The sequence below is a fragment of the Chloracidobacterium sp. genome, assembly GCA_016716305.1.
In the GTDB taxonomy this organism is placed as follows: domain Bacteria; phylum Acidobacteriota; class Blastocatellia; order Pyrinomonadales; family Pyrinomonadaceae; genus OLB17.
The window spans coordinates 919,857-941,100 of sequence record JADJWP010000002.1 but is presented as its reverse complement, the minus strand read 5'-3'; the positions used below and the strand labels follow the sequence as shown (position 1 = coordinate 941,100).

Genomic DNA, 21,244 nt, shown 5'->3' with positions numbered 1-21,244 from the left:
CGGACACGAACGCTAGAGCGGTACTGCGTGGGGAAATTATAGCATCAACCCGCCAGCCCTCACGAATCAACACGCCCGATGCTCGTATGGTATAATCAGGGTTGTTAACCGGTTAATTTTATGGGTTTTATTCGAGACTTTCTTGTTAGATTTGGATTAGCAGAAACCAAGACCGAGCGGGCGCCGATAAGCGTTTTTCTTCTCGATGACGATCGGCGGAGACACAAGTGGTTTGAAAAAAGGTTTGCAGGCGACGAACTTGAGATCGCTGAAACGGTCGAGGAGGCTCGCGAAAAGCTGGAAAACGGAGCATTTGACGCTATTTTTCTCGATCACGACCTTTTGCCCCATCATTACGAATCGAACGATCATAACGATTTTGCCTCGACCGGTTTTGCGATCGCGGAGTGGCTCAACGAACGCCCCGATCTGCATGCGGCCGCAACTGTCATAGTGCACACAAGAAATGCTGATGCTGCGATCCCTATGGTCAAGAAGTTGCGCGAATCAGGGCGAACCGTGGAATATTGTGCGTTCCCGATGTTGGACCTAAAGATCAGAAATTATTGGAAGCGATGATCCGCGAATATCAATAAATATAAAAGGCCGTTGGAATGATCCAATCGGCCTTTTCATTTTTCAGTCGATCACTGCCTGTTTGATCGCATCTCATCAAGTTCTTTCTGCAATTGATCGATCATCCCCCTTACGGGCCCCTTCAACATCTCGTCCTTCATCAGATCCAGGGACTTTTTCAGTGCTGTCATATAGGCGATCTTTAGCGCCTGCTCTTTCGGGGCCTTGATATCTGGTTCGACACCAGTTCCTTCCCAGTTAGTTTTGGTGATCGGGCTGATCGCCCGTCCGGTCGGGATGAACGCACCGAAATGATCGCTTAGCCTCTCGAGCCCGCCGGGATGCGCTCCGCCGCCCGTTGTCTCTCCGATGACCGTTGCACGCTTCAGATTCTTGAGGTTATAGGTGAATTCTTCTGCCGCCGAAAATGTTCGGTTGCTCGTCAGGATATAGACGTCCTTATTCGGAAACTTACGAGCGGCTGCTTCCGGTTTGGTCCAAAAATCATCGGTGCGATCACCCTTGCGCCAATAGAGGCTATTTAGATGAACAGGTTTATCGCCGAAAAGATATGAGCTGATCAGAGCTACCATGAATGGGCTGCCGCCGCCGTTTTGACGCAGATCGAAAATCAGAGCATCTGTGTTTGCGAGAAACGTCATCGCCGCGGCAACGGTTTCCGCACCGGCAACGTGATCGCTAAAGCCTCTAAGGTCGATATAGCCGATGTTGCCGTTCAATCGCTCGATCTTTTCAAATCCGAAGTTGATGCGACGAGCGTATGCTCGCCCTTGCTCACGCTCGGCCTCGGTCGGCTCACCCTGTTCTGTCCGCAATGGGAGCGGCTGAGCATAAAACCTGACGCGAAGGTGTTTATCTTTGCTTATCGATTGAACGTCCTCGGTTAGCCTTTGGGCGAAAAGCTGCGAAGATGTCACAGGATCATAGGCACCCTCTGACTGCCGCTTACGAAGATGGCTCTCGATCGATCTTGCGACATCCGGAAAGACATAGCCGTCATTCAACTCCTTGATCAAATTGTCGATCACGGCTGTCCTTGTAGCCGAATCGACAGATCCATCCTGGGAATGCTGGGCCGGCGTGACGGTCGCGGCTGTTAAAAGAATGCCTATTGTTAACGCAAACGATAAAAATGTGCGGTTTTTGTATTGCATTGAGTTTTAGTCTCCTTGGGTCTAGCGTTTCCGGAGTCCGCCCAAAACCAGATTTGCCACATTTTTTGCTTTTTTCACGATCTCGCTTCGTTCACCCAGTTCCTTCACGCTCAAACTGTAGGGAAGCAGGGCATTAGTTGCGTCCATGAGCGTTGCTGCGGTTTCCATCGGGTCCTTTAGTTCAAATTCGCCCGAAGCCTTGCCTTCAGCCAAAACCCTTGCAAAAAGCCGCGCTTCTTCATCGAAGTATTTCTTGCGGCGTTCAAGGAGACTCGGGCGAAGTTGGGAAAGCAGTTGATTCAGGCTTTGCGTATAGTGCTGGACACTATCGAAACGAACTACGACGCGCTCGACCAACATTCGCTTAAGTCGGTCATCGCAGCTTCCACGTGATTCAGCGATCGAGAGCAGGTCGCGCTTTAGTCGCTCGATAATGCGGTCGATATGCGACAAAGCGATCTCTTCCTTGCTCTTGAAATGCAGGTAAACACTACCCTTGCCGATCCCGACCTCGCGAGCAAGGTCGTCTATCGTCATCTTTTTGTAGCCGTTGCGTGCGAGTAATCGATCCGTAGCATCGAGAATTGCGTCACGCGTTGTTTTTGGTTCAGCAGAATCCTTCATATTCGGGATAATGACCAAAATCGCATTCTGGTCAGGAATAAAGACGAGTGTATCATACAAAAGGTTTCAAACAATTTGGATCACGACGAAAAATCCAAGGCTCCCGAAATTTCAGGAATTTGAAATTTTATCAAAGCCCCGCCATGTCCCACTTCTTGACAACGTCAATGATCAGATTTGCGACCTTGTCGGTTACCCTCTGGTAATAGGTATCGGCCTTTTTTTGGTCAAATTGTGGATAGCCCTGTCCCTTTTGGTAAAGACCGATCGAAGAAGGGAAGGGCACCGCCGACCACGTTCCCGAGGCCGGGTATGTCGTCGTCATCTCGATTTTGTATTTTTCGGGATGGACCAGCGTCGGGTCGATCGCCTGAATGAGTGCGGTTTCGTTCCATCCTGCATGACCGCCGTCTTCCCCGAAGACCTCTTTCGTCTCGTCGGAGGCGAATGACCACCAATTTATAACGAGAGTTCTGACCTTTCGTTCAATAGCTACTTCCGCGGCGACCGATTGGAGAACTGCCGTTTGGCCTCCACCATGCCCATTCATAATGATGATGTTCTTGAACCCATTCTTCACCAGACCCTCAAGGATCTGTTTCACGAAGGGCCGATAGGCAGATTCGCTGATTTGAAACGCGCCGGGATAAGCCTCCATCGAACCGGTGATCCCGTAAGGTAAGGTCGGCGCGATCATCGAGTTGGTCCGACGGGCGATCGACGCTGCTATCGCGGTCGGGGCCGTGTTGTCAGCTCCATTGTTTATCACACCGTGAGGTTCAAGTGTGCCGGTCGGCAATATCACCGTGTTGATCTTGGACGGAATGACGTCGCGAAACTCCATCCAGTTAATTCTGCCCATTTCGCGGGTTGAAACTATGTCTTTTTCGGTTTGGGCGAAGGTAGCGAGTGCTGAGGCCGAAAAGAACAAGAATGCTAAAGTGAATCGGATCATTTTTAGTGTATCTCCATAAATGGGTGTTTTTGGAAGATCAGCTGCTTGGCATTGCAATCCATCTATTGGCCGATCGGTCTTCATTCAATGTACGTTCGCCCGGCGAGCTTCTCAGGCATTAGGTCATCCGGTTCGGTGTCCTTCTTCGTTCCGTAACCAAGTTCTTTCATTAATTTTGTCGGAGCGTTTCTGATCGCCATCGGAACCGGAAGATTGCCAAAGGTCCGAACATCCTCGACCGCTTTGCCGAACGCATTTGTCGAACTTCTGTCTTTCGCCGCATTTGCCAGATAGGTTACGCCGTGCGCAAGATTATGCACACATTCTGGCATCCCGATGGTCGTGACCGCCTGAAACACAGCGTTTGCGACCACGAGCGCGGTCGGCTGGGCGAGGCCGATGTCTTCCGACGCAAAAATGACCATGCGGCGGGCGATGAATTTTGGGTCTTCGCCGGCTTCGAGCATTCTCGCCAGGTAGTAGAGGGCCGCATTCGGCCGGCTCGCCCTCATCGATTTGATGAACGCACTGATTACGTTGTAATGCTCTTCGCCTTTTTTATCATAACGAAGAAACGTTGACTGGAGCGTTTCGTGGAGCGTCGATACCGTTATATCGTCGTACAAACGAGCCGTATTTTCGATCATCGTGATCGCCTGACGCGCATCGCCATTTGCCATGCGGATAAGCCAGTCCTTAGATTCAGCATCGAGCTTGAAACCGGTGCGATCGATTATTGAGGCCATCTGTTCGTCGTCGAATTCTTTCAGGACGAACACCCTCAAGCGCGAAAGCAGGGCCGGGATCACTTCAAAACTCGGATTCTCGGTGGTGGCTCCTATCAGCACCAGCTCACCGCTCTCAACAAACGGGAGAAGAAAATCCTGCTGTGCCTTGTTGAAGCGGTGGATCTCGTCCAGAAATAAGATCCTCGGCCGGTCACCGATCGGGCGAGACGCAACGATCCGTCGGATATCCTCTTTGCCGGCAGAGACCGCAGACAGTTCGAAAAATTCCGCGTTTATCGCCTTAGCGTAAATGCGGGCCAGGGTGGTCTTTCCGGTGCCGGGTGTGCCCCATAGAACGAACGAGAAGACGTGCCGATTTTCGATCGCCAGCCGTAGCGGCTTGCCGCCGCCGACCAAATGTTCCTGGCCGATAAACTCGGTCAGATCAACCGGTCTGATCCTGCTCGCAAGCGGTTCCATAAAGTTCTTGAACTTTGATTATATGTTATTTCCGAGGCTGCCACACCTTGCAGTGCCGCGCCGCTCCGCAAAAACCGATGCGAGGATTTTCGCGGAATGCGTAATTTTACGTATGTCTCTGGAAGAAGCCGCAGAACGATATAAAGGCGAGCGAGCTTTGAGCTACGGAACGCGGATTGCACCAAATGTTGATCGGTAACAATTGCCGATCAATGGAAGAAACGGAGATCTTAAGATGAAAAGCGCGAAACGATATACGAATGCGACCTTTACGAAACGCGTCGACCACGATTCCGGAGAGCATCGTGGTGAGGCCAAGATGAGATCACCTGCGATCTGTGACAAGTGCGGCTCGATCTTTGATCACGGTCGATGGGTCGCGAAGGAGAGCGTCCGTGAGATACTCGGCCCGGAATCATGGCACCCTTCCAATGTGACAACCTGCCCAGCATGCAAACAAAAAGCCGCTGGGGTAGCCGGCGGATACTTGAAGGTGAGCGGCGTTTTCCTTCAGGAGCACGGAGAGGAGATCCGAAATCTTATTCGGAATGAGTCAACCGAAGCACACAAGAACAATCCGCTTTCGACGATCATCTCATTTGGCGAAAATAACTCGGAGATTTCGATCGAGACAACCGACGAGCACCTGGTTCAGCGCATCGGAAAGGCATTGACGGCCGCGTACGCAGGGGATCTTACCTTCGATTTCTCGCATGAGAACAAGGTCGCACGAGTGACGTGGCACCGCGACTAGTTCGTTAAACAGGACGAACCGGACGGAAGGATCGTGTCGGCCAAGTTCAGCGATGTTGGGGACGATCGATAATTGCGCGCTGAATCAGAGAGACTCCGAGCCGGCCTCATTGCGGAAATGCGAGTTCATCATCGAGACTCCTGCAAGCGTTGCAAATGACGCCCGATTCAAACCCATTCTTCAAGTTACTTGCGATATCTTCGCCAAGGCTTGCGCTGACGTAGAGCGAACGGTTGCACCGTTCGCATCCAATTTCGAATGGTTTTTCCTCGCTCCGATGTTCCGAAAATCCATCGTGGTCTTCGAACCGATCCGCATCAAATTGTTGTCTTAAGCCTGTCATGCTGCCTCCAAAAAGGTCCCACATTGGACCATCGAGCTGCCGTTTTGGTCTTCGCTGCATTTGTTCATAACCCGGAAACCTTCATCGTGGCTAATGCAAACCATGTGCCGTTTTTCTCAAGCCGAATCTGGGGAAGGCAATAAAACTATTTGAAGGAATTGAGGATGGAGCCGCGGATTAGAACGCGATCGATTCACGAAGTTGGACACAGCGTGCGACACGATCGGTCGCAAAAGAAAAGGCCGCCGTACGGCAACCCATGATCTGCGTGTTTTGTGGTGGCCAGGGACGGGATCGAACCGCCGACACGCGGATTTTCAGTCCGCTGCTCTACCAACTGAGCTACCTGGCCGATTTGCCTTCACGCCCGATATTGGGCGAATTCATAAGTTTATGTATGGTAAATATCGTTGTCAAATCAGTGGGTAAGAATCGAAGGCCGGGATCTGGTATATCGAACAGACCGATGACACCCGCAAGTGAACTGCAGCGATGGCGGGAACGTCTGACGACACTCGAATTTTGACAAATCGGAATCGATACAACAAGAATAGAGGAAGCGCAGCGGCCTTGCGAACGGCCGGACCGGCGACAATTTCATCAAAGTATGTAAAACGACGGACTTTTCATTTCGATATCCCAAGATCTGTCCGATAGAAAAAGCTATGTTGAGATCCCTTTCCTTTCTTTTCTTGCTTTGCCTTACTTTTATTGTAATGGCGTGTGGGTCTGCGGCCGATACTAATTCGAACCGTTCGGGCGATTCTAATCGGCCGTCAAACCTCGATCCGGGAAATCTTCCGCCCGGGCTTTCGCCCCAACCGATACAGCCATCGGGAAATTCGACCCCCGGAATTCCGCCCGCGAATGCCATCAACGCCGTTCCAAAAGGAGCAACCCCGACCCCCGGCATTCCCGACCCGGCGAATATCAATAAACCTTTGAAGCCCGGAGCCACACCGACGCCCGGGATCCCGGACGCTGAAACGCTGCGACGTCAGATGAATCAAGTAAGGCCAAATGCGAACGTACCGCCGCCGCCAGCCAACACTCGTCCGAATGAGCGCAAGATGCCTGGGCCGGTCAACAGGCCATAAAAAGTCTGTAGCGGAAAATCATTAAAGGCGGCTCTGGATCGGGCCGCCTTTTTGTTTTCTAGATCATGCGGGTGCCGCCTCGACCTTTACAAAGCCGAGAGCGATCTTCACATCTTGTTCGATCCTTTCTCGGAGTTCAGCGTTCTCCTTAAGGAGGTTTTTGACGTTTTCGCGCCCTTGTCCGAGGCGTTCGCCTTTGTATGAGAACCATGCCCCGCTCTTTTCTACGACATTGTTGTTCGAAGCGAGATCGATCAGGTCGCCTTCACGCGAGATTCCCTCGCCATACATAATGTCGAACTCACACTCCCGAAACGGCGGGGCGACCTTGTTCTTGACTACCTTTACGCGGGTCCTGTTCCCGACCATTTTGTCGCCGTCTTTGATCGCGCCGATCCGGCGAATATCGAGACGGACACTTGCATAGAACTTCAGAGCCTTACCGCCCGTAGTTGTTTCCGGAGATCCAAAGAAGACGCCGATCTTCTCGCGAAGTTGATTAATGAAAATGAATGTGGTTCGCGAATTTGCAACGATCGCGGTTATCTTCCGTAATGCCTGCGACATCAGCCTTGCCTGCAAGCCGGGAAGCGAGTCTCCCATTTCGCCGTCGAGTTCGGCTCTCGGTACAAGGGCAGCGACAGAATCGATGACGATCACATCAACGCTGTTCGAACGTACCAGAGTTTCGGCGATCTCAAGCGCCTGCTCACCCGAGTCGGGTTGAGAAATAAGAAGATCATCGATATTGACCCCAAGTTTGCCCGCGTATTCCGGATCCATAGCGTGCTCGGCATCGATGTAGGCCGCAATGCCGCCGGCCCGCTGGGCCGAAGCAACGACCTGTAGGGCGAGGGTCGTTTTGCCCGAGCTTTCAGGGCCATAGATCTCAACTATTCGGCCTCTTGGCAGGCCGCCGACGCCGATAGCCGCATCCAGGCTCAAACAGTTGGTCGAGATCGCTCCGATCTCCTCATGCGGCTTTTCGCCGAGACGCATTATCGATCCTTTTCCGAACTTCTTTTCGATCTGCAGCAATGCTGATTCGATCGCTTTTCCTTTATCAAGGCTCATTTTGGTGGGTTCTCCGTGTACTTTGAGATTTTGTCTTTGAAAAGATTACCACATAAATGCAACAAAATGAAATACTGTTGCACGTATGATACGCTTTCAGACTCAAATTGTTAGGTTACCCGGAAAAATTAAACGAATTTTGCGAATTTCGCAAGGGTTTTCGGAACCTTGGTTGCAAAGAACCCAGCTTCATTACTTCAGAGGCCGCGATCAGGTCAGGAGGTCGAGTTCGGTTTTGATCGCTAGTGATCTACCTCAGAATGATCATGGTCCGCATTAATTTGTTGCTTCGTGTTAATAATCTATAATATCGATTACTCGGATGTCTCGTGCTGCGGTTTGCGATCCTCGCAGAACAAGGCGGCAGCGTATCGCGTACTACATCGGGTCGGGCGGATTCCTCGAAATGCAGGCTTCAAAAGTGTACGGACAGACTTTGGATGACAAATATCGTATCGAGCGCGAATTAGGCCGCGGCGGTATGGGTACCGTTTATCTTGCGACTCATCTAGGTACCGAACGTCCGGTCGCTGTAAAGATCATCGCCCCACAGTTCATGGAAAGGCCCGAATTCGTGGAACGGTTTCGACGCGAGGCCCGAGCCGCCGGAAGACTGCGTCATCCTAACGTGGTTGACGTGACGGACTTTGGATTCGCGGAGACCGAGCAGGGTCAGGTCGCGTATTTGGTGATGGAGTATCTCGATGGCTGCACTCTTGGCGAGATACTTGACGAAGAAAATAACCTTCCGGTCGCATGGACGCTCGATATTCTAGAACAAGTCTGCTCGGCCGTGCAGGAGGCTCATGAGCAGGGGATAATTCACCGTGACCTGAAACCCGACAACATTTGGCTCGAACCAAATCAGCGCGGCGGTTATACAGTTAAGGTCCTCGATTTTGGTATTGCAAAGCTTGAAACGCAATCAATTGGCGGAGACGGTCAAAATGATATTCATATTACTGCCGCCCCAACATTTATCGGCGGTTCGAATCTAACAGTCGCCGATGCCGGGCATCTTACAGAGATCCACGACAGTATTTCGCCCACCCGAATAATGCAAACCGGCACGGTTGCCGGATCATTTGTATCATCCGAATCAGAAACGATCGTTGACCCATCGTCGGTCGACGGCGAAGCTGCCGGCAAGCCAGATCCGGAAACGATCGGGACACGATTGATAACGGACGAAAGAGTTGCGGATCCCGAAGCGAGCCGTGAACGCGTGAAGACGATCACAGGCGACCGATCGATCGCGACCAAGGCTCTTACCCGTGTCGGTGCCGTTCTCGGGACGCCGCTTTACATGTCGCCTGAGCAGTGTCGCGGCGAACACCTGGATGCTCGCTCTGACGTCTACAGCCTTGGTGTGATCGCATATCAGATGTTATCCGGCAAAACGCCGTTCACAGGCGATTTCACGAAGGTAATGGAGGCTCACAAGGAACTTCCCCCACCTCCGCTTAAGGTAAAGAAGGTCCGTAAGAAGCTAAAGCGCGTGATCGTTTCTGCTCTTGCGAAAGATCCAGACGAGCGGCCGCAGTCAGCCGAGGCGTTTGCGACGATCCTGCGTTCTCGTTCCGAGGGTATATTCGGGCTGCTGAGACGCGCCGGAATGATCTACACCGAGCACATAAGTAAGTTCCTGCTGCTCTCGCTTGTATTTCACGTGCCGATGATCCTTTTCACAGCGGTCCTTATTACTCTCAGTTTTCTAAAGGTGAACGAGTCGATAGGAACGACGACAGCGAACATCACGATGGGCATTACGGGCTCAGTGATGTACTTTTTGACCGGATTTTGTGCCTACTTGATCATCGGTACCATAACCTGGATCGTCACCCAATCGATGGCGGTCCCATTAAGGCCGATCAAACTGCGTCCGGCTTTGAGTGAGGCTCGCAAGAAATGGCGGACGTTCGCGGGAACCGGCATACTCAGTACGGTGCTTACGCTTGTGATTGGGGCTGTGACGTGCGGCATCGGTTTCTTTGTTACCACGGTTCTTTGGACATTGGTCGGTCCGGTGGTGATGATGGAGAACCTTCGCGGCCGCCAGGCGCTGAAGCGGTCAAAAGATCTCGTCAAGCGTTCGCTCGCAACTTCGGTAGCTGCAGTGGCGATAATGTTTCTCATACCCGCTGTTTCGGCCGGAACGATCTCGTTCGTCGTGAACATTACGGCAAGGGCATTGGAAACCCAGGCCGAAAAGATCGAGATCGTTGAACAGGGCGCCGCCGATCCGCCAGCTGAGACAGTTTCGCCTGCAAGGCCCGTTGAAACACCGCGATCTGTCGATTTCACCATCAACAATCGCACGATCAGAGTGACGGGTGATGAAAAGGACATGAAAGGGAAACTTCGAAAGGCGATACTCGAGTCATTGCTTCAGATCCTTCTGCTCCCGCTCCAGATCGTCGTGACCTCGATCACCGCTATCATCGTTGCTTTGCTTTATTTGAAAACCAGGCAAGCAGGCGGCGAATCGCTTCAAGATCTGCTCGCGAAGTTTGAAGAGACCGACCGGCCCCGAAAAAAATGGCAGGAACGTGTACGGCAGCGGCTGATCCAGTCGGGCCGTGTTTCGGGCGCAAGCAAGCCGTGACAAAACCCGCACATCCTATTTCTTTTCTCGTACTGACCGTCTCTTTCGCAGCGGCTGCTTTTGCTGTTTGCGGACAGACATTAGATCGCGAGATCTCGATCGGGAAAGGACAAACGATCGAGGTGGTCAATCTTTTCGGTCGGATCGATGTAACCGCAATCGCAGGTGACGCAGCGAAGGGCAGCCTGACTGCGGTATCGACCGCCACTTTGGCGGAGAATGAGGTGACTATCGTATCGACACCTGGCCGATTGCGTGTCGAGGTCAAACCTGCAAGTTCACGAAAGCGAATAGACCTGAGGCTGAACGTTTCAGAACGATCACGACTGGGTCTGACCACCGGCGAGGGAGAGGTCATGGTCGTCGGTAATTTTGAGAGCATCACGGCGCGAACTGAAACCGGAACGATCGCCGTCGATGTTCCGGTCGAGAACATACGCTATTCAATGCTATGGACCGCGTCACGCCCACGTTTTGTTTCGGATTTTGAGCTCGAGAAAGTTAAGGAACGGGCTGCGGGCCGATTTGAGATAAAAGGCAATCACATTGGAAATGAGACAACGGCAACAGAGACTCAAGTCGACACCGGCGAGACCCCGAAACAAGACGACGAGATCTCGCGTGAAGTCATTCTCAACTTCACAACTGCGCGCGGCATCGTACTCATCAATGTTCCGCCGAACGAGGTCACTGGCGATCTGCGAGAACGTCCGCTGACCGAAGCTGCAAAAGCTATAATTCGCAGCGGTGACACGGTGATGATGGATGCCATCAGACGAGCTGCTCCAAAGTTCTTTGGCGATTATGCACGAACGCTGCCACCGTTGAAGCGCGAACCGGAGCTTGCATTCTCTCCCGGGCCGTCCTCCCGATCTGCCGGTGTGACGATGCGGGCGACCGTAACCATTACCGACCAGCAAAACCGCGCGCTTGCCGGGCTTCGGACATCGGATTTTGAAGTGCTTGAGGACAATCGGCCGCGCGAGATCATCTCTGTAAGACCGGTGCAGGCTCCGGTGAACCTCGTATTGCTGCTCGATGTTTCGGGGAGTATTGAGAACTACGTGACGTTCATCCGAAAAGCGGCTCGCGAATTTGTAAACACCGTTGACGAAAAAGACCGTATTTCGATCGTGCTGTTCGGCGAGGACGTTAAAGTGCTTGCCGGGTTCACGACCGATAAACGGCTGCTGTCTGAGAGCCTCGATACGTTCGATGCGGGCGGCGCAACGGCGTATTATGACGCGCTCGGCTATGCGATCTCTGAGAGCCTGCGGCCATTGAAGGGCGATCGAACGGCAATAGTTGTTTTGACCGATGGCGACGACAACCGTTCTTTCCTCGCATTCGATTCGCTGATCGGTGCTATCGAGGAAAGCGGTGCCTTGATCTATCCGCTTTATGTGCCGTCGTCGCTTATCGCCGCATCGGCTGCGAATGGCTTTCGAGACATCGATCCACTTCGAAATCGCCATTTGACGCTGACCTCGAAAGCGAACGGCGAAGGCGAACGGCTCGCAAAGGTCTCGGGCGGCGTCTATTATCCGATCTCACAGCTTTCGCAGATCAATACTGCGTATCAGGACATCGTTGTTCAGCTTCGAACTGCCTACGATATCACCTATCGTTCGGAGCTTTCGGACATAAGCGGAAGCCGTTCGGCTTCGCCGCGACTGCGTATCAAAGTTAAAAGGCCGAATGCCTTTGTTCAATTAGGCCCGGTCGTTCCTGCCGGTAATTGAGCTCCTATCTTGAGACTTCGTAAAGCTAAGACATTCGGTCAACGTCATGACCTGTTTCGGTCTTACGGGCGCCGGACAATTGTTGGTTCGTATCTGATCCGCTTGGCGGTCCGCGGGAAAACCGGACAACTCCCAACAAAAAAGCCCCGGACGTGGATCCGAGGCTGTTGGTGAGGGAGTTGTGAGGCCTTAGTAACTTCTGATATCGAGGATCGCGCCAAGAATCGTACCAAGAATGTTTACCTGACCGTTGTCATAGTAGCCGTATTCATACTGGCCATTATAGCCATCCTGATATCGGCTGTTTGATCCGTCCTGGTATCCACGCTGGAACCCCTGTTGGAAATAGTAGCGATACTGGCTTTGGCTTACCGCATTCTGGTAACCGTAGTTGCCCGTGCGATAGACATTCGAATTGGTCCAGCTCACATTTCTGCGATTGTTTCGGTCGTTGCGTCCGGCCTGAAAACCCTGCTGGTAGCCCTGGTTAACAGCCTGTTGAAGCAATTCGGCGCCGCGGTAATTCGTGTTGTAATACGAACCATTGCGGTAAATGCGATAGCGGCCATTTCGGTCGCCGTTGGTGTTTGTAAAGATCACGCCGCCGTTTGAACGGTTACGGTTGTTCCACTGAGCCCGACGCTGCTGTTCGGCACGAATGCGTGAGTTCTGATTGTTCCAATAAGCCTGACGCTGACGTTCCAGAGCGATACGCTGCTGTTCGGCCTTTGCTTCAGCACGTTCGTTCTTTCTCCGCTGCTGGTCATCCCTTCGTTCTTGTCTGTCATCGTTTCTACGACCGCCCTGAGCGTTTGCCGTTTCGGTCGTTCCAATTAGGCCGACCAAACCAAAAGCGGTCATAGCCGCAACTGTTTTAAGATTAAATAATTTCACTTTGTACTCCTATCCCTGCCCCTTGTTCTTAAGCCGCATCGGCATTCCGTATGAATTCCGTTTTGCATCAAGATTTGTAAAGGATTGATATTGCAGCAGTAATCAATTTCCGCTATTCACATGTCAATTACCGTGCCAGAGTCCTTTTCGCTAACAAACCATTCAAATCGATGTTGGCTACCGGCCTAAACATGGCTCATACCGTCTGCATTTCCCTTGTATGGTAAGAAGTACGATCACCTGAACAATCACTGTCGTTCGAGGATCTGCCGATTCCAGGCATTTCGCTGTCCGAATTCGCTCGTTTGTTGATCCAATCGAAGGAACAGGATAACGCCACGCCCCGTTTCGGTCGGTGTGAATTCACACGGATGGAATTTTGCTGCGATTTTCGCGGCGGTGAAAGAATTGTTCCGTTAGCGGTTTCTTGAGATGTAGGTTCCTAACAGGCGGTCGTATTCATCCTTCACCACCTGGTAGCATTCGCAAGCGTTGGCAAGCAGGCCGTCACGGTCGAGTATGGTTATTGTGCCTCGCACGTAACTTATTAGTCCCAACTCCTGCAGTTGCCCAGCTGCGATCGAAACCCCTTCGCGGCGGACGCCGAGCATATTGGCGATGAGGTCGTGGGTCATTATCAATTTGTTTGTCTGAAGAAGGTCGTGATTGATCAGCAGCCATCGGCACAGCTGTTTCTGCACCGAATGCAGTCGGTTGCAAACCGCGGTCTGCGAGATCTGGGTCATTAGCGATTGGGTATAACGGAGCAAGACCTTTTGAAACGTCCCGCCAAGGCTAAATTCGTCGTTGAGATCCTTTGACCGAAGCCTGAAAGAATTGCCTGCGCTTTGGACCACCGCCCGGCTCGGTGTCGTACTGCCGCCCATATACAAGGCGATCCCGACAAGTCCGTCGTTACCTGACATTCCGATCTCGGCGGTCGACCCGTTTTCCATTATGTAAAGCAGCGAGATTATTGCGGTTGTCGGAAAATATTTGTGGTCTAGCTTTTCGCCGGATTCGTAGATCACCTGTCCAAGTTCAAGCGAAACGGGTTCCAGCAGCGGTTCTAACCTGGTGAATTCGTCTTTAGGCAGAGCGGCGAGCAAATGATTCATCCGGGCGCTGTCCTGGTGAGCCGATGTATTCATAAGTCAACTTGCGTTGCGTCCTTATCTAACAGATCTGATGTCCGTGTTCGCAGAGTATATCACAATTTCAAGTGCGAAATCGCACAATCGGTCGTTATTCGATCTGAAACGGGCCGCAAAGACCCGAAGATATCGGCGTGCATCAAACGGCTAAGACAACGGTTGGCCGTTTGAATCGAGGACCGGTTGAATGGTTGGGGGACAACAAAATGGCTCAAGACCAAGCGCAGATGACATTGAATTTCGAAGATATAAAGGATGAGGCCAGATCAGAGGTCGAAGGTAGCTTTACGCTCGTACCGACGATCGTCTTCGCGCTTATTGTCTGTGGCCTTCTGTATCTTGCGATCAACGGCTTACTTAGACTGTTCGCTCATCGAGAGGTCGCGGAATGAATTTTTTTTCACATAGACCTTTGTGTGTGTGAAAGCGCACGGAAGCCCGCTCCTAGCTACGATAAACTTCCTTTCAAGTAAGAGATCAAAGTGGGCCAACGGGTGTTCTCTAAATATCCTTCATACGGGGACATTCGAATTTCGGGGGGCTAGTTAGGGATCTCAACTTTTGATAACAAGGGGCGGCCGCGATCGAAAGAGAACAGCTGTCGGTAACTGGCAGCGAAAGCTGCGATGGAAGGACGGTTTTCAACTAGTAAAAACCGTCCTTCATTTTTTGTTCCAACAAACCTATCATGGTGACATCCAAACGGCCGAGACAAATAAGGATTTTCAAAAGACCAAAGTCCGACGCACTTGGCGTGGTTCCGATAAGGACGGTTCCGCGTCTAAACGAGCGGGAACTCAAACGCGACCGCGAGAACGTCGTGAACGATTGGATCGACGAACGGCGCCGGAATGAGCTTGCCGAGAACCTGTATTCTCAGGCCGCGATCGTTGCCTGGCGCGAAGATCGTAGTGAAACCGACTAGGGTTTTATCGTCGAGTGCTGCCTTTGTCTCTAAGTCCGAAAACTCAGATGACACTATCCCGCCGCAATACACCACTGGTCACTGAACAACTGAGCTGACCGCGATCGATCCGCAGTACTGGCGTGTTACAATCTTGTCCGAATGGACGATCCCTTGTTTGCAGCTTTGTTCGCTGAAGATCCGCGAGAGCCCTTGACCGTATCGGAACTGAATTCCGACATCAAAGGCGCCCTTGAGCGCCAATTCTCCAATGTTTGGGTCGAGGGCGAGATCACTAATTTTCACTCTGCTACTTCGGGCCACTGGTATTTTTCGTTGACCGACGGTGACTCGATCCTAAAGGCGGTCTGTTTTAAGGGGCAGAATTTTCGCGTACGCTTCAAGCCTTCAAACGGCCTGCTTGTTCGCGTGCGCGGACGTGTCACGACCTATGAAGCACGCGGCGAATACCAGATCATTGTCGAATCGCTTGAACCGGTCGGCGAAGGTGCTCTCTCAGTTGCGTTCGAGCAGATCAAGGCCAAACTTGCCGCCGAAGGCTTGTTTGACAACGAGCTGAAGCGTCCGTTACCTGCCTTTCCGCGTCGGATCGGGGTGGTGACTTCGCCGACCGGAGCTGCCCTTCAGGATATCCTGACTGTGCTTGAGCGACGCGCGCGATCAATAGGCGTTGTGATCGTGCCGACGCTGGTTCAGGGTGAACGGGCGGGCGAGCAGATCGCCGAAGCTATCAGCCTCGCCAATCAGTTCAACGAACAGGCCGACGATTCGACCAGTATAGACGTGCTTATCGTCGGGCGCGGCGGCGGTTCTGCGGAAGACCTGTGGGCATTTAACGAGGAACAGGTTGCTCGCGCGATCCGCGGTTCACGTATTCCCGTTATCTCGGCTGTCGGCCACGAGGTCGATTTCACGATCGCAGATTTTGTCGCGGACCTTCGTGCCCCGACACCATCGGCGGCCGCTGAGATCGTCGCCAGGGCTGAAGCTGAGGTGGTCGAACAATTGCGGCGATCGTCAGCCGAACTTGTCCGCTCGATGAATATGCGGATGCTCGTCGCGCGAACAGAGGTGCAGGCGCTGGCGATGGCCCCCGTATTCGCCGAATTCCCATCGAGCTTGCGTGAAAGGCGTTATCGCATTGATGAGCTCATCTCGATCGCTGAAGATTCGGTAGGATCGCAGCTGCACAAATCGCTCGAAAAACTCCGTGAGGTTGCTATTCGGCTCTCGCCCGTCGGCCTCGCCAGTAAAGTTGGTGAGAACAAGCGTCGGCTCGGGGTGATCGATCAGAGGACGATAACGGCAGGCAGCGAGCTTACCCGACGCAGGCATCAAATGCTCGAGAATGCTATGGCACGGCTCGATTCGATGTCGCCGCTGAAAGTGTTGGAGCGCGGTTATTCGATCACACAAGCAAAAGATGGGTCGATAATTCGGGACGCTGCCCGGGTTGCGTCCGGTGATGAGGTCCGGATACGGCTCGCCATCGGTGAACTAGGAGCGACAGTTACCGAGGTTCACGAAGTCGGGTGAGTAGGGTGAGTTATTTGAGAAAAAGACTCCTGATCATTGCGATCGTTCTTGGCTTTGTTGCGTCGGGATGCGGCGTCGGCAGCTATCTCTATTGGCAGCGGCTAAAGGCGACACCGCAGTATTCGCTCGCGCTTTTGATCGATGCGGCTCGTCGCGGCGATCAGCCGATCGTAGACGAATTGGTGGATTCCGACGCAATGGTCGACGATTTTGTGCCGCAGATTATCGAAAAGGCGGTCGAACTCTACGGTCGCGGTCTCCCGCCCTCATTGGTTTCACGCATCACCTCGGTCGCAGCTCCGTTAATGCCTGCGATACGCGAGAGGGCACGAAGCGAACTGCCGAACCTCATAAGGAAAGAGACCGCGCGATTCGAGGGTGTGCCGTTTGCAGCGATGGTGATCGGAGCCGATCGGTACCTCGATATCGTCGTAGATGGCGAGGACGCGACCATAAGATCGAAACTGCCGCGACATTCATTTGAGGTCAGGATGAGACGCGTCGGCTCCAGGTGGCAGATCGTCGGTATTCGTGACGCGCAGCTTGCAACGCGCGTGGCTCAGGCCATCGGCCAGCAGATCATCGGAGCAGCTTCGAAGGGCGATCTAAGGCAAGCGGCAAATGAACTCGGCATTGGCGACTTTAAGGACATGATCCGAGAGGCCGAAAAGATCTTTGAGTAAACAAAGCGAAACATACGTCCGGAGCCGCGTTGGTCGTGAGGGGTATGTCAGTTTTCGAACTACTAAGAAAATAAAGAGATTATGGCAAAAACTTTCGAAGAATCGTTGGACCAACTCGAGGCAATTGTGAAAAAACTCGAAGACGGCGACATGCCGCTCGAAGAAAGCCTCGAGCTATTTGAAAAGGGCATTAAGCTGTCTCGTGATTGTCGTGAACGTCTGATGAAGGCCGAAAGACGGATAGAGGTTTTGATGAAAGATGCGAATGGCGATATCGGGCTCGAGGAGATAGCGGTTGACGAATAAGGCCGCTCCGCCAGGCGAACTTACACGTCCGGCTGCGGCCGAGCTTTAGACTGGTCACGGCGCGAAGCCGATCACGGATTCTTAACCCCTGGCCTGGCAGCTTTTCGCTGCTGGATAAGGTCACATGCCTGATACGCACCAGTCGGGTCGATCGCACTGCGGCCGATTTCTATATGCTGTATCTTTCCCTCCTTATCGATGACAAATGTGCCGCGATTGCCGTAACCTGACGCAGCGTTATAGAGGCCATAAGCCTTTGTAGTGTCGCGTTTCCAATCGGACAAAAGCGGAAAGGTCACGCCAGCCTGTTTGCCAAACTCTTTGTTCGACGCAAAACTGTCCATCGAAATGCCAAGAACCTGAGTTTCGTTTGCTTCAAATTTTGCGATATCAGCCTGATACGCTTTCATTTCGGCCGTTCAGCCGCCGGTGAACGCGAGCACATAAAACGCGAGGACCACGTTCTTCTTGCCGCGAAAGTCACTGAGTTTTACTTTCGTTCCGGATGTGTCGTTCAATTCGAAATCGGGAGCGACATCACCAACCTTGAGGTGCGTCGCGGGTGCCGATGGCGTTTGAGCTGCCGAAATACCGGCAAGCGCCATCGAAAAGACAATGGTCAATAGTACTTTTTTCATATAGTTCGATTCCCGAATCTGAACGGGTCCGGGAAACGGCGATAAGCATACCACCTGCATTCACGGACCCGGAAGGTCGGAGGCAAAAGCAAAGCCCCCGAGGTCGTTAATCACGCGAACTGAAAATAGTGAGAATATACCAGAACAACAGTGCGATACTCGCAAAAAGCGTCAGCGATGCCGCTACGTGTTGGCTGGTATTGAACCGGTGCAGAACATTCGAGGTCTCGTAAAGGATCGCGGTTCCCGCGAATGCGACCATCACGAACGCAAACACGCTTCCAAGCGAAAAGCCGAAGATCGCGCTGGATACGATAAATCCGAGTGCGATAAACCCGCCGATCGCGAGGATCGGGCCGAGGAACGAGAAATCGCTCTTCGTAATGAACACGGTTGCCGTTATCCCCAAAAACAGTCCTAAGGTCACGATTCCGGCTTTCATCAGCACCGAGGCATCACCGGCGTAGTAGGTCGAGATCATTATCAACGGGACAAAGATCACTGCCTCCGCAACAATAAAGATACCAAGGCCCAAAAATTGTGTGAGCTTTGATGTCTCGGACATTGCCCACCGATTTGCAAGAAACGAGACACCCATGAAAAGTGCCAAAACCGCGAGCCAGCCGATCGAGCCTCCGCTAAATATCACGTTTGCGATCAAACCCGCCGCACCCGACGCGAAAAGAAATGCCTCAACGCCGATAAAAGCCAGTATCGCAGCCGCGAGAAGGAGGTACGTCTTACGAATGAACTGCGCCCGCTGAGCAGGCAATGCCTCTGCAACAGAATTTCCGAATGATGTGGTGTATTCGTTCATAGTTGGTGAATTTGATGTAATTTCTTCGAAATTCTTTGTCTGTTTTCAGTGATCAACAGTATACCTGAAACTGGGGGGAAGTTAGAAGTTTCGCGGATGTTTCGACCGGTCTGTGTGTATTTCCACATTGCTGTGAAATGTTTCACAGCCACTAGACCGGTTTTCAGGCGCGTACGCTATCCAAACTCCCAGATTCCTTGAAAATATGGGCCTTTCGCAGATCAGCCGGCAGCACGGAAATTGCGTTAAGAAAGTGCAGGGCTTGAAAAGCCCATGATCTAAAAATCTTGGTAATACCATCGCCTGATGCAGTCATGATCGGGTTAGATCGGAGGAGCATCATGAAAAAGAGAAACTTTACAGTATATGCCTCAACGATCGTGCTCGGCTTTCTACTTCTACTCGCCGCAAGCGAGATAAATGCCCAAAAACGGACAGAGTTCAAAGTCGAACCGCTGGACAAAGCGGCTTCGCAGGCAGCGATCTCAACAGACGGTTTGCAGGTCTTGAATCTCAAGTGGCAGACCGCAGTCAACAATAGCGTTACGATCCCGGGAAACTCGGTAAAATTCAGCAGTTACGGCCAGCCATCGATCAATACGAACGGGCTTGCCGTGTTCCGTGCTCGAAGCACGGGCGGGCGCAGAATGACCGGGATCTATTTCAAACATATGCATCAAGGGGCAGTTTTGCCGATGGTCGACATAAACACCCTGGTCCCATTTCCTAACAATTTGAACACAGAGTTTGCCGAATTCTCGGCTTTCCCGAGAATTGCGGCGAATGCGAATTATGCAGCGACCAGCGGACGTCATCAGCCGGTTTATCGTTATCTGCTGCCCGATGGTACCGAGACCCGAGCCGGTACGTCAGGTATTTATGTCGATCTTGGCCAGAACCTCTTGGTCACCGGGGCATCGAAGCTAGGAGCCGCTCCGGGATTCGAATTTTTCCAGGTGCCGGGAACAAAGTATGTTCCATTTGATATCTTTCCGGGGGCACCCGCGATCACAGATAACGGGACGATCGTTTTCAAAGGAAACTTTGCGATCGACGGCGTCGGAAAAACGGGCATATTTTTCCGCGATGTGCTCGATACTCCGGGTGGCGGGAATAAAGATATCCAAATGATAGCAAGTTCGGATAACGAAATACCCAACGCCCCGCCAAGTGCGAAATTCAGAATGATGGCCTTTGAATCGACATCTCCGCCGAGCGTAGCCGGAAACGATGTTGTTTTCCTCGGGCTGGATCTTGAGGCAGATCCGCATTATGGCGGGATCTTTATGGCTCCGATCCGATCGATGCCCGAGCTAATTCCGTTGATCGGAATCGGCGAAAAGGTGCCGGGAACAGACCTTCCGGAGATCACAAGGCTAGGAGAGGCTCTTGCATTCGACGGCAGATATCTTGTTTTCTGGGGAGCTTGGGGCGATCAAATGAAGACCATAAGGCTTTATTGTGCTGTTGACGGCAACCCCGAATTGCTTGCTTACTGTAACGGTATTGACCCGAACAGTATTTACGATCCGGTAACAGATCGCTGGTATCAGGAGAAAGAAGTACCACAGTACCAGGGCATATTCCTTTACGACATACTGCTGAAGAAAGGCGAACTGGTAGCCAATACGATGTCCGATTTCAACGACTTTGTATTTTGGGGCTATTCCGGCAAGGTGCCGGGAAGCGGCCAGGGCGATGATGTTGACGCTGAGCCGCCTAGATGGCGTGGAACATCGTTTGTTGCTCTTTCGGACGGATTGGTAGTTTTCAAGGCCCGAACCGGAACACTGGCGCCGAACAATGAATACGTCGACGTAACCGATGGTCTATATTTGGGCGAGCCTCTGAAGGCGCTTCCATTGCGGATCGTAGCTGAAACCGGTATGGACGCCGCCATGCTTGACCCGAATATCCCCGGAAACGCTCCGATGCCGATCATCGGCCTCGGCCTCGAGCGCGACGGATTCCGCGGACGGTATCTCGCGATCACTGCCTCGATGGCAAATGACGAGGAAAGCTGGGGCGGCATATATGTTGCCGATGTAAGAGCCGGTCGGCCGCATTTAACCGAAAAGGCGAACCTAAAGTCGGGCACCCGGACCGCAAAAGGCCCTGAGAAGTAGGAGATCACAGAC

21 protein-coding genes and 1 tRNA gene are annotated in these 21,244 nt (G+C 52.4%); 11 read left to right on the top strand and 11 right to left on the bottom strand.

Annotated features, from left to right (window positions below):
* Positions 1–120: 120 nt before the first annotated feature.
* Positions 121–579, top strand: a complete 459-nt coding sequence (locus IPM28_06180; GenBank protein MBK9172577.1) for a hypothetical protein — start codon at positions 121–123, stop codon at positions 577–579.
* A gap of 68 nt (positions 580–647) precedes the next feature.
* Here IPM28_06180 and IPM28_06175 read toward each other — a convergent pair whose 3' ends face one another.
* From IPM28_06175 to IPM28_06160, 4 genes are all read right to left on the bottom strand, one after another.
* Positions 648–1,751, bottom strand: coding sequence for a S41 family peptidase (locus IPM28_06175; GenBank protein ID MBK9172576.1), 1,104 nt, complete (start codon positions 1,749–1,751; stop codon positions 648–650).
* A gap of 21 nt (positions 1,752–1,772) precedes the next feature.
* Positions 1,773–2,375 carry a TetR/AcrR family transcriptional regulator gene (locus tag IPM28_06170; GenBank protein MBK9172575.1) on the bottom strand — a complete coding sequence of 201 codons (603 nt, stop codon included), beginning with the start codon at positions 2,373–2,375 and terminating at the stop codon, positions 1,773–1,775.
* Between the two features lie 130 nt (positions 2,376–2,505).
* Positions 2,506–3,330, bottom strand: a complete 825-nt coding sequence (locus tag IPM28_06165) for a creatininase family protein (GenBank protein ID MBK9172574.1) — start codon at positions 3,328–3,330, stop codon at positions 2,506–2,508.
* Between the two features lie 80 nt (positions 3,331–3,410).
* Entirely contained in the window at positions 3,411–4,538 is a 1,128-nt protein-coding gene (locus IPM28_06160; GenBank protein ID MBK9172573.1) for a replication-associated recombination protein A, read from the bottom strand.
* Positions 4,539–4,773: 235 nt separating this feature from the next.
* Here IPM28_06160 and IPM28_06155 point away from each other — a divergent pair, with 235 nt between their 5' ends.
* The gene (locus IPM28_06155; protein MBK9172572.1) at positions 4,774–5,292 is read left to right on the top strand and encodes an ATPase; all 519 of its coding nucleotides are present in this window, start codon (positions 4,774–4,776) and stop codon (positions 5,290–5,292) included.
* Positions 5,293–5,911: 619 nt separating this feature from the next.
* On the opposite strand, the gene IPM28_06150 is transcribed toward IPM28_06155, so the two are convergent.
* A tRNA-Phe gene (locus IPM28_06150) sits at positions 5,912–5,987 on the bottom strand.
* Positions 5,988–6,351: 364 nt separating this feature from the next.
* Here IPM28_06150 and IPM28_06145 point away from each other — a divergent pair.
* Complete coding sequence (locus tag IPM28_06145) at positions 6,352–6,732, top strand: hypothetical protein (protein ID MBK9172571.1); 381 nt, start codon at positions 6,352–6,354, stop codon at positions 6,730–6,732.
* A 63-nt stretch (positions 6,733–6,795) separates the two neighbouring features.
* Here the strand turns inward: IPM28_06145 and recA are convergent, their stop codons facing one another.
* Complete coding sequence (gene recA / locus IPM28_06140) at positions 6,796–7,806, bottom strand: recombinase RecA (protein ID MBK9172570.1); 1,011 nt, start codon at positions 7,804–7,806, stop codon at positions 6,796–6,798.
* A 322-nt stretch (positions 7,807–8,128) separates the two neighbouring features.
* Between recA and IPM28_06135 the strand changes: the two genes are divergently transcribed.
* Both IPM28_06135 and IPM28_06130 read left to right on the top strand, forming a co-directional pair.
* The gene (locus IPM28_06135; protein MBK9172569.1) at positions 8,129–10,411 is read left to right on the top strand and encodes a serine/threonine protein kinase; all 2,283 of its coding nucleotides are present in this window, start codon (positions 8,129–8,131) and stop codon (positions 10,409–10,411) included.
* Positions 10,345–12,153: a VWA domain-containing protein gene (locus tag IPM28_06130; GenBank protein MBK9172568.1), complete on the top strand. Its 1,809-nt coding sequence runs from the start codon at positions 10,345–10,347 to the stop codon at positions 12,151–12,153. Before IPM28_06135 ends, IPM28_06130 begins: the two co-directional genes overlap by 67 nt.
* A gap of 189 nt (positions 12,154–12,342) precedes the next feature.
* Here the strand turns inward: IPM28_06130 and IPM28_06125 are convergent, their stop codons facing one another.
* Both IPM28_06125 and IPM28_06120 read right to left on the bottom strand, forming a co-directional pair.
* Positions 12,343–13,047 (bottom strand): hypothetical protein, encoded by a 705-nt coding sequence (locus IPM28_06125; protein ID MBK9172567.1) that lies wholly within the window; start codon positions 13,045–13,047, stop codon positions 12,343–12,345.
* Between the two features lie 416 nt (positions 13,048–13,463).
* Positions 13,464–14,198, bottom strand: coding sequence for a Crp/Fnr family transcriptional regulator (locus tag IPM28_06120; protein ID MBK9172566.1), 735 nt, complete (start codon positions 14,196–14,198; stop codon positions 13,464–13,466).
* A gap of 209 nt (positions 14,199–14,407) precedes the next feature.
* Here IPM28_06120 and IPM28_06115 point away from each other — a divergent pair, with 209 nt between their 5' ends.
* From IPM28_06115 to xseB, 5 genes are all read left to right on the top strand, one after another.
* Positions 14,408–14,593 carry a hypothetical protein gene (locus IPM28_06115; GenBank protein ID MBK9172565.1) on the top strand — a complete coding sequence of 62 codons (186 nt, stop codon included), beginning with the start codon at positions 14,408–14,410 and terminating at the stop codon, positions 14,591–14,593.
* Positions 14,594–14,889: 296 nt separating this feature from the next.
* Positions 14,890–15,126, top strand: coding sequence for a hypothetical protein (locus IPM28_06110; protein ID MBK9172564.1), 237 nt, complete (start codon positions 14,890–14,892; stop codon positions 15,124–15,126).
* A gap of 141 nt (positions 15,127–15,267) precedes the next feature.
* A complete protein-coding gene (locus tag IPM28_06105; GenBank protein ID MBK9172563.1) occupies positions 15,268–16,662 on the top strand; it encodes an exodeoxyribonuclease VII large subunit in 1,395 nt (464 codons plus the stop codon).
* Between the two features lie 14 nt (positions 16,663–16,676).
* A complete protein-coding gene (locus tag IPM28_06100; protein ID MBK9172562.1) occupies positions 16,677–17,345 on the top strand; it encodes a hypothetical protein in 669 nt (222 codons plus the stop codon).
* 81 nt (positions 17,346–17,426) lie between these two features.
* Positions 17,427–17,651, top strand: coding sequence for an exodeoxyribonuclease VII small subunit (xseB, locus tag IPM28_06095; protein MBK9172561.1), 225 nt, complete (start codon positions 17,427–17,429; stop codon positions 17,649–17,651).
* Between the two features lie 71 nt (positions 17,652–17,722).
* Here xseB and IPM28_06090 read toward each other — a convergent pair whose 3' ends face one another.
* The 3 genes from IPM28_06090 to IPM28_06080 form a co-directional block, all read right to left on the bottom strand.
* Entirely contained in the window at positions 17,723–18,061 is a 339-nt protein-coding gene (locus IPM28_06090) for a peroxiredoxin family protein (protein MBK9172560.1), read from the bottom strand.
* Positions 18,062–18,070: 9 nt separating this feature from the next.
* The gene (locus tag IPM28_06085; protein MBK9172559.1) at positions 18,071–18,289 is read right to left on the bottom strand and encodes a redoxin domain-containing protein; all 219 of its coding nucleotides are present in this window, start codon (positions 18,287–18,289) and stop codon (positions 18,071–18,073) included.
* 106 nt (positions 18,290–18,395) lie between these two features.
* Positions 18,396–19,106 carry a Bax inhibitor-1 family protein gene (locus IPM28_06080; protein MBK9172558.1) on the bottom strand — a complete coding sequence of 237 codons (711 nt, stop codon included), beginning with the start codon at positions 19,104–19,106 and terminating at the stop codon, positions 18,396–18,398.
* A gap of 341 nt (positions 19,107–19,447) precedes the next feature.
* Between IPM28_06080 and IPM28_06075 the strand changes: the two genes are divergently transcribed.
* Positions 19,448–21,232 (top strand): hypothetical protein, encoded by a 1,785-nt coding sequence (locus tag IPM28_06075; protein MBK9172557.1) that lies wholly within the window; start codon positions 19,448–19,450, stop codon positions 21,230–21,232.
* Positions 21,233–21,244: the final 12 nt, after the last annotated feature.

What these genes read in the sequence shown, in the direction of transcription:
- IPM28_06080 (MBK9172558.1), bottom strand. Translation starts at nt 19,106, where the DNA reads ATGAACGAATACACCACATCATTCGGAAATTCTGTTGCAGAGGCATTG.
- IPM28_06105 (MBK9172563.1), top strand. Translation starts at nt 15,268, where the DNA reads ATGGACGATCCCTTGTTTGCAGCTTTGTTCGCTGAAGATCCGCGAGAG.
- IPM28_06110 (MBK9172564.1), top strand. Translation starts at nt 14,890, where the DNA reads ATGGTGACATCCAAACGGCCGAGACAAATAAGGATTTTCAAAAGACCA.
- xseB (MBK9172561.1), top strand. Translation starts at nt 17,427, where the DNA reads ATGGCAAAAACTTTCGAAGAATCGTTGGACCAACTCGAGGCAATTGTG.
- IPM28_06090 (MBK9172560.1), bottom strand. Translation starts at nt 18,061, where the DNA reads ATGAAAGCGTATCAGGCTGATATCGCAAAATTTGAAGCAAACGAAACT.
- IPM28_06115 (MBK9172565.1), top strand. Translation starts at nt 14,408, where the DNA reads ATGGCTCAAGACCAAGCGCAGATGACATTGAATTTCGAAGATATAAAG.
- IPM28_06135 (MBK9172569.1), top strand. Translation starts at nt 8,129, where the DNA reads ATGTCTCGTGCTGCGGTTTGCGATCCTCGCAGAACAAGGCGGCAGCGT.
- IPM28_06085 (MBK9172559.1), bottom strand. Translation starts at nt 18,289, where the DNA reads ATGAAAAAAGTACTATTGACCATTGTCTTTTCGATGGCGCTTGCCGGT.
- IPM28_06075 (MBK9172557.1), top strand. Translation starts at nt 19,448, where the DNA reads ATGAAAAAGAGAAACTTTACAGTATATGCCTCAACGATCGTGCTCGGC.
- IPM28_06120 (MBK9172566.1), bottom strand. Translation starts at nt 14,198, where the DNA reads ATGAATACATCGGCTCACCAGGACAGCGCCCGGATGAATCATTTGCTC.
- IPM28_06155 (MBK9172572.1), top strand. Translation starts at nt 4,774, where the DNA reads ATGAAAAGCGCGAAACGATATACGAATGCGACCTTTACGAAACGCGTC.
- IPM28_06180 (MBK9172577.1), top strand. Translation starts at nt 121, where the DNA reads ATGGGTTTTATTCGAGACTTTCTTGTTAGATTTGGATTAGCAGAAACC.
- IPM28_06175 (MBK9172576.1), bottom strand. Translation starts at nt 1,751, where the DNA reads ATGCAATACAAAAACCGCACATTTTTATCGTTTGCGTTAACAATAGGC.
- IPM28_06170 (MBK9172575.1), bottom strand. Translation starts at nt 2,375, where the DNA reads ATGAAGGATTCTGCTGAACCAAAAACAACGCGTGACGCAATTCTCGAT.
- recA (MBK9172570.1), bottom strand. Translation starts at nt 7,806, where the DNA reads ATGAGCCTTGATAAAGGAAAAGCGATCGAATCAGCATTGCTGCAGATC.
- IPM28_06145 (MBK9172571.1), top strand. Translation starts at nt 6,352, where the DNA reads ATGGCGTGTGGGTCTGCGGCCGATACTAATTCGAACCGTTCGGGCGAT.
- IPM28_06165 (MBK9172574.1), bottom strand. Translation starts at nt 3,330, where the DNA reads ATGATCCGATTCACTTTAGCATTCTTGTTCTTTTCGGCCTCAGCACTC.
- IPM28_06130 (MBK9172568.1), top strand. Translation starts at nt 10,345, where the DNA reads ATGGCAGGAACGTGTACGGCAGCGGCTGATCCAGTCGGGCCGTGTTTC.
- IPM28_06160 (MBK9172573.1), bottom strand. Translation starts at nt 4,538, where the DNA reads ATGGAACCGCTTGCGAGCAGGATCAGACCGGTTGATCTGACCGAGTTT.